General features: G+C 48.0%; 13 protein-coding genes. 12 read left to right on the top strand and 1 reads right to left on the bottom strand.

Features of this window, described 5'->3' with window-relative positions:
* The 7 genes from AAKU64_RS21325 to AAKU64_RS21295 form a co-directional block, all read left to right on the top strand.
* Positions 1-205 (top strand): hypothetical protein (locus AAKU64_RS21325; RefSeq protein WP_354335422.1); only part of this gene is annotated, 205 nt, incomplete at its 5' end.
* Positions 206-233: 28 nt separating this feature from the next.
* Positions 234-653, top strand: coding sequence for a CoA-binding protein (locus tag AAKU64_RS21320; RefSeq protein ID WP_354335421.1), 420 nt, complete (start codon positions 234-236; stop codon positions 651-653).
* 64 nt (positions 654-717) lie between these two features.
* On the top strand, positions 718-1,542 hold the full coding sequence (locus AAKU64_RS21315) for a PPK2 family polyphosphate kinase (protein ID WP_354335419.1): 825 nt from the start codon (positions 718-720) through the stop codon (positions 1,540-1,542).
* Between the two features lie 6 nt (positions 1,543-1,548).
* Positions 1,549-2,355 (top strand): SGNH/GDSL hydrolase family protein, encoded by an 807-nt coding sequence (locus tag AAKU64_RS21310; protein ID WP_354335417.1) that lies wholly within the window; start codon positions 1,549-1,551, stop codon positions 2,353-2,355.
* Positions 2,356-2,741: 386 nt separating this feature from the next.
* Positions 2,742-3,833: a uroporphyrinogen decarboxylase gene (hemE, locus tag AAKU64_RS21305; RefSeq protein ID WP_354362964.1), complete on the top strand. Its 1,092-nt coding sequence runs from the start codon at positions 2,742-2,744 to the stop codon at positions 3,831-3,833.
* A gap of 118 nt (positions 3,834-3,951) precedes the next feature.
* Entirely contained in the window at positions 3,952-4,134 is a 183-nt protein-coding gene (locus AAKU64_RS21300) for a hypothetical protein (RefSeq protein WP_354362962.1), read from the top strand.
* A gap of 125 nt (positions 4,135-4,259) precedes the next feature.
* On the top strand, positions 4,260-6,323 hold the full coding sequence (locus tag AAKU64_RS21295; RefSeq protein WP_354335411.1) for a primosomal protein N': 2,064 nt from the start codon (positions 4,260-4,262) through the stop codon (positions 6,321-6,323).
* Here AAKU64_RS21295 and AAKU64_RS21290 read toward each other — a convergent pair.
* Entirely contained in the window at positions 6,256-6,903 is a 648-nt protein-coding gene (locus tag AAKU64_RS21290; RefSeq protein ID WP_354362961.1) for a DUF3224 domain-containing protein, read from the bottom strand. The genes AAKU64_RS21295 and AAKU64_RS21290 overlap by 68 nt on opposite strands.
* Before the next feature lie 225 nt (positions 6,904-7,128).
* Here AAKU64_RS21290 and AAKU64_RS21285 point away from each other — a divergent pair, with 225 nt between their 5' ends.
* The 5 genes from AAKU64_RS21285 (at position 7,129) to AAKU64_RS21265 (ending at position 11,506) form a co-directional block, all read left to right on the top strand.
* A complete protein-coding gene (locus AAKU64_RS21285) occupies positions 7,129-7,851 on the top strand; it encodes a DUF6597 domain-containing transcriptional factor (RefSeq protein ID WP_354335408.1) in 723 nt (240 codons plus the stop codon).
* A gap of 318 nt (positions 7,852-8,169) precedes the next feature.
* Positions 8,170-8,718, top strand: a complete 549-nt coding sequence (locus tag AAKU64_RS21280) for a DUF7010 family protein (protein WP_354335406.1) — start codon at positions 8,170-8,172, stop codon at positions 8,716-8,718.
* A 154-nt stretch (positions 8,719-8,872) separates the two neighbouring features.
* Positions 8,873-9,778 (top strand): hypothetical protein, encoded by a 906-nt coding sequence (locus AAKU64_RS21275; protein WP_354362960.1) that lies wholly within the window; start codon positions 8,873-8,875, stop codon positions 9,776-9,778.
* Between the two features lie 261 nt (positions 9,779-10,039).
* Positions 10,040-10,558, top strand: a complete 519-nt coding sequence (locus AAKU64_RS21270; protein WP_354335860.1) for an energy transducer TonB — start codon at positions 10,040-10,042, stop codon at positions 10,556-10,558.
* Between the two features lie 372 nt (positions 10,559-10,930).
* Entirely contained in the window at positions 10,931-11,506 is a 576-nt protein-coding gene (locus AAKU64_RS21265; protein ID WP_354335862.1) for a prolyl hydroxylase family protein, read from the top strand.
* The last annotated feature ends 194 nt before the right edge of the window (positions 11,507-11,700 follow it).

Here is an 11,700-nt window from a genome sequence, read left to right as displayed (position 1 = left end):
TCCTAGCAAGATGCAGCTTGCGTCGTCGTCGCGTCTAGCCAGTCAGTCCGCCAAAGGCACACTTGTCGCTGTTCCAATGGAAAATCTGGGTTTAATCCCAACTTATATCTCTTTGAGAAAAAAAGCAAAACCCATTTATATCTTGCTAGCGCTAATCTTTGGTTTTACCTTACTCTTGGCTAAACTAATTTCATACGCGTACTGACAAAAGCAGACGACAAAAAAGGGTTGATATGACTACCAATAAAGAGTTACGCCAGATTTTATTGCACGCAAAAACGATTGCCGTAGTCGGTTTATCGCCCAATCCCGCTCGTCCCAGTCACGAGGTTGCGGCCTATTTGCAGGCGCAAGGCTACACCATCATCCCCGTCAATCCTAAGGAGGCTGGAAAACTAATCCTTGGTGAAATCTGTTACGCCAGTTTGGCGGACGCGGCTGCCCATGCCGCGAACGGGATCGATATCGTCGATTGTTTTCGTCAATCCGACGCTATGCCTACGCTGGTTGATGACGCTATTTCGGTTCATGCTCGCTGTATCTGGATGCAGTTGGGGGTTAGTCATCCATCCGCGGCGATGGCCGCGCGCTCTGCCGGCATTAGTGTGGTGATGGATCGTTGCATCAAAATAGACCACGCCATGCTTTGCTAATCTCGTCCAGCAAAGGACAAAATCTGTTTAAAATAGAACAACAAAATTACCGTCAGGAATCTCCATGAGCATCAGCGCACTATTCCGTAAAAAGCCCAAATTCGTCTTAAAAGATGAGGATGCATCGCAAAAAATGATTGCGTCTAGCGAAGAAGACAAAACCAATGCTAAAGCCGCGGATCGTTTGCTCACCTTGAGCTTGGCGGAAGAGATATCTGCTTTCCAGACAGTTTTATACGCGCAGAAAAAGTATAAATTTTTGATCATCCTTCAAGGCATGGACACCTCAGGCAAAGACGGTACCGTGCGCGGTGTGTTCGGACAGATTGATCCACTCGGCGCCCGATCCATCGGTTTTAAAGCGCCGACCAGTGTTGAGCTAGGTCATGATTACCTCTGGCGAGTGCATCAGCATGTGCCAGCCAGTGGCGAGATTGTAATTTTTAACCGCAGCCATTATGAGGACGTACTGATCACTCGCGTACATGACATGATCGATGACAAAGAGTGCGAGAGGCGTTACGCACACATCAGGGATTTTGAACGTATGCTGACAGAAACCGGCACCGTAATTCTTAAATTCTTTTTACACATTTCAGCCAAAGAACAAAAGCAACGGCTTGAAGACCGCATCGCCGACCCAGACAAACATTGGAAATTCGACCCCCAAGATCTGGCCGAACGCAAATTCTGGGATGCTTACCAGCGCCAATACGAAAAAACCATCGAAGCCACCGATGCAGAGCATGCGCCTTGGTACATCATTCCTGCCGACTCTAAAACCCAGCGCAACCTGGCGATTGCCCATATCGTGCAAGAGAAACTAGCCAGTTTAAAACTCGCTTACCCGCCCGGCAATCCTGAGTACAGCAAACTCAAAGTAGTTTAAACCTGCATGTTTCCATATCTGGCTGAATTACTTGCGCTGCCACTATACCCATTGTTGTCATGGCAAGGTAAGCGCACTCGTGAAACTACGCCACGCTTGCCAGAAGCCGGTGGAGCGCGTTTTGGCATTAGTCACTACCAGCCGGAGCTTGGTTATGGCGACAATCATGCTGATCGGAATGTTGACGGAGATGTTGGCTTCCGGCTGCTCAGCATAGGAGAATCGCCCGTTGCCGGTGTTGGTGTAGCCAACCAGAACCTGGCTATCACAGCGCAATTGGCAAAGGCGTTGGCCTCACGTTTGAAAACCGATGTGAGTTGGCAGGCGATTGGTAAAAACGGCGCAGATATAGCGAGTGCGATTCAGCATTTGCTGCCGCAACTATTTAATTTGGCAGACAAATCAACGCAGATTGATCTGGTGTTTGTCGCATTTGGGGTCAACGACACGACGGCGTTCAGATCTGATCAGCGCTATCGAGCTGAGTTGTGTCAGTTATTAGCCGCGATACAGCAGCAACTCGCACCCAAACAAATTCTGCTGTCGGGCGTGCCGCCGGTGCACGCATTTCCCGCTTTGCCGCAACCCTTAAGATTCGTTCTGGGCAGCAAAGCAAAAGCACTCGATCTGGTCGCCAAAAAGTTAGTTTCCCAATTAGGTGATGGACGTGGCAACGTCAGTCACATCCCTATGGCGCTGGATATCAGCGATGCGTCGTTGATGGCAGAAGATGGTTATCATCCTTCAGCCAAAGGCACGAAGGCGTGGGCAGAACAGTTAGTCGCGGCGCGTTATGGTCGGCAACTCCAATAAGAGCAAATCTATCTAAAGTGGCGATAAATTAGTATATTTTGCGGTACTTATGCACATTTTAAATAAGCTAGTATCTTAATAAAAAACCATGTGTAAAGAAGTGCAAAGACAATAAATCTTTTAAAATCATCACCTTACAAGACAATATTCAATGCTTACTTTATTACTGGTATTGTCATCGCCATAAAATAGAAACTATCCACAAAGTTATCCACAGTTTCTAAACAGTAATTTCTATCAACTTTCTCTCAGAATTTCACCAGATTGCAGCAGATCAGATGCCTTGATCAGGCGCATCGGCGATAATGTCGGATTAGCGCTGCGTTTGACATCCCGGAGAACAGCAGCGAACGCCACTTCTGTACTCGTTTTATCGAAAGCAATTTATGTCGAACAGTTTTGCCCCGCTCAAAAATGACACATTCTTAAAAGCCCTGATGCGTCAGGAGACGGATTACACACCGCTATGGTTAATGCGCCAGGCAGGTCGTTATTTGCCGGAATACCGCGCCACCCGCAAAGGTGCCGGGTCGTTTATGAGCCTGGCAAAAAATCCCGACTTTGCGACGGAAGTGACGATTCAGCCATTGGACAGGTTTGAATTAGATGCGGCGATTTTGTTCTCCGACATTTTGACCGTGCCCGACGCCATGGGTCTGGGATTGTATTTTGAAGAAGGCGAAGGCCCTAAATTTGAACGTCCGCTCAAAGACGAAAAAGACGTGCTGGCTTTAAAAGTACCAGAGGCTGGCAGTCTGCAATATGTCTTTGACGCCGTCACGCAAATCCGTCACACCTTAAACGGTCGCGTGCCTTTGATTGGTTTCTCGGGTAGCCCGTGGACATTGGCTTGTTATATGGTCGAAGGGCAAGGGTCGCGTGAGTTTCATACCGTTAAAACCATGATGTATAAGCGCCCGGATTTGATGGACCATATTCTGCGTACCAATGCCACGGCTGTTGCGACTTACCTCAACGCGCAAATCGACGCCGGTGCGCAGGCAGTCATGATTTTTGATAGCTGGGGCGGGGCATTGGCTGACGGTGCTTACCAACGATTCTCCCTTCGCTATATGCAAGACGTAGTCAACCAATTGCAACGCGAAAAAGATGGCCAGCGTATTCCCGTCATCGTCTTCACCAAAGGCGGTGGCCTATGGTTAGAGCAAATTGCCGATATCGGTGCCGATGCAATGGGTCTGGACTGGACCGTCAATCTTGGTCAGGCACGCGCCAAAGTTGGGCATAAAGTCGCCTTGCAAGGCAATCTTGATCCGGCAGTCCTGTTTGCCGACCATGATCAGATTCGCCAACAAGTCACTGCAACCTTACAATCCTATGGCATGCCGGGCGCCGGTCATGGACATGTGTTCAATTTAGGCCACGGTATTTCTCAATTTACCCCGCCTGATGCAGTTAGTGTTTTGGTCGAAACAGTGCATGAGGTAAGTCGTCAGCAGCGCCAAAACAAGGCTTAAGGTCTTGGCAAATAAGGTATCAAAACAATAAACCTTGGTACGCCTTGTAAAGACGTCATGTTGCTGTGCAACAGTCAATATTCATGCGCTTGTTAGCTTGATATGGCTGGGAGAACTAATGAAACAGCCGCAACAAAAAGCGCATAAAGATGCACACTTTTTGTTAGTTATGCACAAATATGAGGAGCGTAAAAATAAGTCGAAAATTTATTTTCTAGACTTTCTGCATATTTGCAAGCCATTGATTTTAAAAGACTTATTTTTTGCTTTCAGAATGGGCAGTTTGTTGAAACCCGCATAAAACCTAGCGCAACGCCATGTCAATACACCTTTGTCCACAAAGTTATCCACAGAAACTGTGGATATGTAAAAAAGACCTTATGAAACCGTTAGTTAGCGCACTTCCTCACAGGTTACATTAAGTTCGTGGAACACTGCATCCTCCAAATCGTGCTTGACACGCCACTTGATACAAGCTTCGACTACCGCTGGAATCTGCGCGAAATTGAGGCGGGCGGAGCTACATCTCAGACCGAACCACAAATTTCATCCGTGCCCCAAATCGGGCAATTAGCCTTAATTCCGTTTGGACGGCAAGAGGTGATGGGGCTGATTGTCGGTATCAGCGACACCACCGAGGTGTCCGCCAACAAACTCAAAGATGTACTTGAAGTGCGTACCCAACTCGCGCCTTTGCCACAAGCCTGGCTGGACTTATGTCGTTTTGCCGCTGACTACTACCAACGACCACTGGGCGAAGTCGCTTTGCCTGCACTACCAAAAAACTTGCGCACCAGTAAAGTGACATCGCTGGAACGCAATCTCAAGAAAGTCGCCAAAGATGCAGCGCCACAAGACACCAACCCCAATCCAGAACCCACCTTAAATGCCGAACAGCAACTAGCGGTCGACGCCATTGCGAGCGCCCAAAAGTTTTCCCCGCACTTGCTCTACGGTGTAACGGGTAGCGGTAAGACAGAAGTCTATTTGCAAGCCACCGCCAAGGTTTTGGCGCAAAGCACTGACGCGCAAGTCTTGATTCTGGTACCAGAAATCAACCTCACACCGCAATTAGAGAATCATCTGCGTCAGCGTTTTTCGGGTATCCAGATCGCCACTTTACACAGCGGCATGGCCGAAGGCGAACGCGTGCGCCACTGGCTGTCTGCTCATTTAGGGCAAGCCCGTATTATTCTTGGTACGCGTTTAGCGATACTCGCGTCCTTGCCCAACTTAAAAATGATTGTCATTGACGAAGAGCACGATCCTTCTTACAAGCAACAAGAAGGCTTGCGCTATTCGGCTCGCGACCTCGCCGTTTGGCGCGCGCGTCAGCTCGACATCCCGGTCGTGCTCGGCTCCGCCACACCGTCTTTAGAAAGCTGGCACCACGCCAATACTCAACGGTATCGCAAGCTAAGTTTGCGTGAAAGAGCAGTCAAAGACGCTGTTTTGCCCGTTGTCAAAGTCATCAACACCGAGCATGAAAAACCGAGTGAAGGTTTGACACAAAGATTAGTCACCGCCATCCGCTTACGTTTAGAGAAAGGTGAGCAGTCACTACTATTTCTAAACCGGCGTGGTTATTCCCCCGTCATCGCCTGCGACGCCTGCGGCTGGATCAGCAACTGCACCCGCTGCACCGCGCATCTGGTCATGCATAAACTCGATCACAAACTACGTTGCCACCATTGCGGTTTAGAGCAACGCATCCCAAGATCATGCCCGACCTGTGGCAATATTGACTTGCAACCTCTGGGTCGCGGCACCCAAAGAATCGAAGAAAGCCTTGCCCACATTTTCCCTGAAGCAAGGGTATTTCGTATTGACGCCGATTCCACCCGGCGCAAAGGCAGTGCCGAAGCCGCCTTCGACACCGTGCATCGTGGAGAGGTCGATATCCTGATCGGTACCCAAATGGTTGCTAAGGGCCACGACTTTAAAAACCTCAGTCTGGTTGCTGCGCTTAATCCCGATTCTGCCCTGTTCTCGCAAGACTACCGTGCGAGTGAGCGCCTGTTCGCCCAGCTCATGCAAGTCGCCGGCCGCGCTGGCCGTGCCGCCCGCAAAGAAGGCGGCAATCTCAGCGAAGTCCTGATCCAGACTCGCTACCCTGACCACCCGCTATACCACGCACTGATGGCGCATGATTACGACAGCTTCGCCAACGACTTACTGCAAGAACGTGAACAGGCAGGCATGCCACCGTTTATCTACCAAGCTTTGTTACGTGCCGAAGCCAAAGAGCTACAAATCGCCCTCGACTTCTTGCATCAGGCCTCCGCCCTCGCCACCGACCCTGGCATCACCGTCAACGACCCTATCCCCATGACCATGACCCGCGTCGCCAACGTCGACCGCGCGCAACTATTAGTCGAATCCACTTCACGCCCCGCTTTGCAATACTTCCTAAAAAACTGGATCAGCGACTTGCGCGCCCTGAAGTCACGGGTGAAGTGGTCGGTGGAGATTGATCCTGTCGATATTTGACTGATTTTAAGCCTAAGCAAATACGATGCTCTGCCGTGACCACGCTGACCCCTGCAGGTTTGTGACGTCTACGGTAACGTGTAATCGAAGGTATAAAAATGCTGCCGGTATTGATTTGTATCTTCATCTGCCCAGTGATTCCTGCCAATTCATCGGTGCCGGAATCTGGCACGATTTGGACCGCTAAATCCGCTTGGCCGCGATTCATCGTTCCTGTATGCATCAGGACAAAACTACCTTTCTTGCCTTGCAGACTACCTGTCACGCGTTCAATCGCGACATAACCCGCCGAACCCTTGGTTTCTGTAACTGCAGCCAGCATTTCACCTAAGCTAGACGCATTTAGGTCACCATTAAATTGCTTGATGATCGTTTGGCGAGCAAGTTTTGCGGCTTCGATTGCTGTTGCTGGTACTTGCGGATTCAGTTTGATGTCAAAGCCTCCTCTAGCGTGGTGCATATTTGGCGCCTTTAAAATGATAGATGCGGACTCTGTTGCTGCTGGGGTGGTAACGCAGGCGCTCAGGCAAGTTAATAAGTAAATGCTGATACCGACGTGATGTAATAAGTTTGTTTTCATCGTAATCTCCTTGGTAATAAAAATGTCTCCATTGACCAATCCAGATTAAATAGGACGCCAGACCGACATGATAGGAAAAACGCGACAACGTGTTATTAGAAAGAGGGCGTTATGAGCAACACCGATCCTTTGGCGCAAACGCAGATACAAAACCAAGAGCCGCCCAAACCACGTGGTGTTTTGCGCCCGACGCTCAATTAGGGAGAATTTCAGCATCACCGGCAAGTGCCTTCTGCCGCATTAGCTGATGTTATTGAGCACTACTGGTATGTCAGTTGGGATTTGCGTGGCTTACCCGCACAAGAGCAAGCCACTTTGCCCCATCCGAATGTGCATCTGGTGATAGAGCAGGGACAAGCGCGCATTTACGGTGTGCACAGCCACCGCTTCATCAGGCAACTGGCCGAACAGGATCAGGTCTTTGGTATCAAATTTAAGGCCGGAGGCTTTTACCCTTTTTATCGACAAGCCTTAGCAAGCTTACATAACCGATCAATTGACCTTACTACTTGTTTTGGTCAGTCCAGTGCGGATTTTGCCGGACAAATATCTGCCGCCGATAATTTTCTCGCCAAATGCGCAATAGCAGAAAACTTCTTACTAGCCCATTTACCGCCATCCGATCCGCAAGTCCTCCGCGTCAGTCAGCTAGTTGCGAGCATAGAACAAAACCGCAGCATCACAACGGTCGACGATCTGCTTCGAATAAACGATCTGGACAAGCGCAGCTTGCAGCGCTTGTTTCAAAAATATGTCGGTGTCGGTCCGAAGTGGGTTATTCAGCGCTACCGCTTACACGAAGCCATTGCCCAGATTCAGGAAGGAAAAACACTTAACTGGATTGCGTTAGCGCTAGAACTTGGCTATTTTGATCAAGCCCATTTCGGACGTGATTTTCGGGCCTTGGTGGGCATGACGCCTGCGGAATATGAGAAGAGCTTGGTCTAGGCGAACGGATGGTACGTTTTACACACTGGATTTAAAATATACTCCAGGCGTGTATATTTAAAGTGTCCATATATTATATGGACAATAAGGCATATTTGTACTGATCAACAGGGGAGTATATTTAATAAGGTCGGTATTCTCAGGTGTGTAGAGCCCTTTAAGGTTTTGAAGATTGTAAGAGTATGGAAACAAATGGTATTTTCTTAACTGCCAAGTTAGCATATAAAATTGGCAAATTAAATCACCTCAAGTTTCAACAGCGCGCCGGCTTCGCCACGCGTGCCTGTTACCTCAAACCTTAAACTGCGGGAATAATCAATGAAACTGTCCATAACCCAAGAGCAGCAACAAGAGATGCGACACGCCCACTATGATGGCGCCCCGGGCGTTCTGGTATCTGGTCTCGTTTGGATTGCTGCCACCTTGGTATGCTATCAGTTCGGTATAGACAAGGCTGTATGGACTCTGCTCATAGGCGGTGTATTTATTTATCCAATTAGCCTCGTTGTAACAAAGGCGATAGGACGCCCCGCGAAGACAAGCAAAGACAACGCCTTGAACCAACTTGGGATGGCATCGACAATTTGGCTAATCCTTTGCTGCGCGATGGCCTACGGCCTTTTCCTTCTAAAGCCAGCGTTATTTTTCCCCGCAATGATGGCAACGATAGGAAGCCGCTACCTGATCTTTGCAAGCATCTACGGCAGATCAATTTTCTGGGTGATGGGCGTGAGTCTGATTGTCGCTGCAAATCTCGTCCTCTTCGCAGCGGTAACGCCTGTCATTGCCGCTGGACTTGGTGGATTGATCGAGGTTTTATTTGCATTTTTAGTGTTTTCAAAAGCGTCCAAGTCAAATATCAAATAATAAAATCAAGCAAAAAAATCAGGCGACATCCTATGTTGTTGTTCGCTCAAATTAAAAATTCGCGCCGGATATCGCTCATATTAATAGGGGACTAGATGTACTCACGTGGATATTTTTAGTCATGTAAGAGAAAGTTTTATACCTGACGCTCTGCGTGAAACATAGCTTAAGCTTATCTACCCGAGCTAAACGCATTGCTCATGATGCCTTGACCATAACCCGAATTAATTTACTCGGCCAATCAACACCCGTAAGCGAAATCACCGCGATGCGCATAGTAAATCGATGTAGAAAAGTAGCCCTCGCATGGGTGCTTCTGGCCTCAGTTTTTTGCTCCCCATCCTATGCCGCCGACGCTGTCCCGGAATTGCCCAGGCATTTATTGATAGCCCGCGAACTGGCTGAGAATATCAAGCCTGCGAATAACCATTACAGTCTGGGTGTGCAGTCGATTAGTTTTCCCGGTGATGTGTTTTCCAGCGATTACGTCATGCGGGCGGACTGTTCAGGGCTTTTGCTAGCGTTGATTGAGCGGGCTCACTATCCGGTGCGGACTCAGCTTGCTTTTTTGAACTGGACGCCAAGCAGAAAAAGGCCAGTTGCAGAGGACTTCGTTTTTTCGATAGAGACCGGTAAGGGTTTTCAGCAGATCATCGATGTGCGCCTGATACGGCCTGGCGATGTGCTGGCGCATGCGATGCTCAATGCCAGCGACAAATCGCAAACCGGTACGACCGGGCATGTAATGTTGGTCGACAGTGAAGCAAAAAAAATCGAACCGCGTAATCCGCTTGTTGCTGGAACAGAGCAATACGAGGTCGCGATTATCGATTCAAATATAGAGTACCTGGGCTCGGATGATACAAGGCTCGCTGACCCCTCGAATAAAATTACAGGCCTAGGTCGCGGCACGATACGCTTGTATGCAGATACCGATGGCGCGCTGGTCGGTTGGGCGAGGAATTTTAAAAATACCAATCGATTCTTTTCCTACAGCCCCCGATTCCTATCTGACACTAAGGAACGCAAGGCGGCGATTGGACGCTTGATCACTCAGTAAACGGGTATCAAAACACATATATACGCTTCTCGTAGCATAACAATATTGACGACTCTAGGGTCGTCAGCTAACGCATATCACTGTGAGCCACGCTGGCACTCGTTCCATATAACTCATACTAAAAATATAAAGACCGGTAATGCATTTATCGTGTTGAAAAATGAATGAAGCATCTGATTTTTCTGGAATAACTTGATCAATTTGCTACAATTTATAATTCTTCGTGCGTGCTTTTTAACCTTACATAAGATTTTTTCAGTCATGCCATCTAGCCTTGCCAAAATTCTCTGCACTACTCTGCTTGCCTATTCATCTCTCGCCTCTGCACAGTCTGAACCTAAGTCGGAGTATTCGATTAAAGAGGATCAGGCGGTCACGGGGTCATATATTCGCCGTACTGAAGTCTCAGGAGCCCGGGTTCCTGTCAATCTTCCTTACGATCAATTGTCACCCGCTGATCGTCAGGCACTTAATTCTTGGTGGGAAAAAATAAATGACGGTGACGAACCACCTTTTCCTTTGGGCGGACTCAAAGCCATCATTGATCCGATTCGCAAGGGGCAGAGCCAACTTGTTGATAATGGAGAGTTGTTTATCGTCGCCACAGTAAAGAGCAACGGCACTGTGGCCAATGTGTCCATGTTTGAGTCGCCTAGCGACGCGATGACACAGTTTGCTGCCAAAGTGCTACTGCTGACTAAGTTTAAGCCAGCCAAATGCGCCGGCGTGCCATGTCAGATGGACTTTCCGTTTCGGATTAACTTTACAGTGAGACGATGATGTAATCTGGTGCTGTCGCATCATCACCGACTTGCTTATGACGAGAGCGGATTCTTATCTGCCCACCTGTAGTCCTGCTGGCAAGTCCACCCTGCCGTGGGAGTGTACTGGTGAGGTTTTGGAATATCATTCTTGTGTTTGACGATTTTGAGAATTTCTACTTTTCCTTTGGCGCGCGCGTATACCCCCAAGCGGATACGCGCAGTTGTGCCGATCTTGATAACAAGCCTGAATTTATCCGCGAGATTTTGGAAAAATTATTAAAAAAGTAGAAGTAAGCTTTGGTTTATTTTTTTAAAAACTAATACGAGTCCTTTATTTTAAACGTGCTTATTCAAGCAAAAGTAAAAACCGATATTGCGAATATAACGAATGGAAATCAAGAATTTTGGTGCTGGAGTATTTGTCATTCATCACTTTTTAAGCAAAGCCGAATGTGACAGCTACATCGCTAGTAGCGAACAGTTAGGTTATTCTGAAGCGGTCATCACGACCGATGAGGGCGAGCAAATATTCAAAGACGCGCGCAACAATGATCGAATCTTGTATGGCAATCCTGCGTTGGCAAAAGAGCTCTATGACCGAGCACAGCCTTTGTTGCCAGCCGTGATCGATAATTGGCAGCTACCTGGTTTTAACGAGCGGTTTCGCTTTTATCGTTATAAAGACCAACAGTTTTTTAAGCAGCATAAGGATGGCACTTTTCGCCGAAATGATACCGAGGAGAGTTTTCTGACATTTATTATGTATTTAAACGACGACTTTGAAGGCGGTCATACCGACTTTGTTTGGGAAAGTATTCAGCCAAGAGCTGGCTCAGTTCTGGTTTTCCCACACAGGCTGAATCATCAAGGTTCTGCGGTAACTTCTGGCACAAAATACGTACTACGCACGGATGTTATGTACAGACTAGTCACTCCTTTACTTAGCGGATCTTTTGCTAAATAACGAGAAATTTTGTTCATTAGAATGTAAAAATTCAATGCTTCTAATTATATACTCCCTACAGGTATATTTTAATAATCCATAAGAAACATGGACAATAAGCCTGGGCAGATTCAGCTACGAAGAGCAACGGGAGGTAAGTTTTAGGGGGAGTATATCCAAATTATAAAAAACCTCAAACGGCGTTCGATAGCCTA

The sequence above is a fragment of the Undibacterium sp. GrIS 1.8 genome (assembly GCF_040544445.1).
Taxonomy (GTDB): Bacteria; Pseudomonadota; Gammaproteobacteria; order Burkholderiales; family Burkholderiaceae_D; genus Undibacterium.
This window is presented reverse-complemented; position numbering and strand designations above follow the sequence as displayed.

Coding starts and splice junctions, on each gene's coding strand:
- AAKU64_RS21280 (WP_354335406.1), top strand. CDS start 8,170: ATGAAACTGTCCATAACCCAAGAGCAGCAACAAGAGATGCGACACGCC.
- AAKU64_RS21290 (WP_354362961.1), bottom strand. CDS start 6,903: ATGAAAACAAACTTATTACATCACGTCGGTATCAGCATTTACTTATTA.
- AAKU64_RS21270 (WP_354335860.1), top strand. CDS start 10,040: ATGCCATCTAGCCTTGCCAAAATTCTCTGCACTACTCTGCTTGCCTAT.
- AAKU64_RS21320 (WP_354335421.1), top strand. CDS start 234: ATGACTACCAATAAAGAGTTACGCCAGATTTTATTGCACGCAAAAACG.
- AAKU64_RS21310 (WP_354335417.1), top strand. CDS start 1,549: ATGTTTCCATATCTGGCTGAATTACTTGCGCTGCCACTATACCCATTG.
- AAKU64_RS21315 (WP_354335419.1), top strand. CDS start 718: ATGAGCATCAGCGCACTATTCCGTAAAAAGCCCAAATTCGTCTTAAAA.
- AAKU64_RS21300 (WP_354362962.1), top strand. CDS start 3,952: ATGAAACAGCCGCAACAAAAAGCGCATAAAGATGCACACTTTTTGTTA.
- AAKU64_RS21265 (WP_354335862.1), top strand. CDS start 10,931: ATGGAAATCAAGAATTTTGGTGCTGGAGTATTTGTCATTCATCACTTT.
- hemE (WP_354362964.1), top strand. CDS start 2,742: ATGTCGAACAGTTTTGCCCCGCTCAAAAATGACACATTCTTAAAAGCC.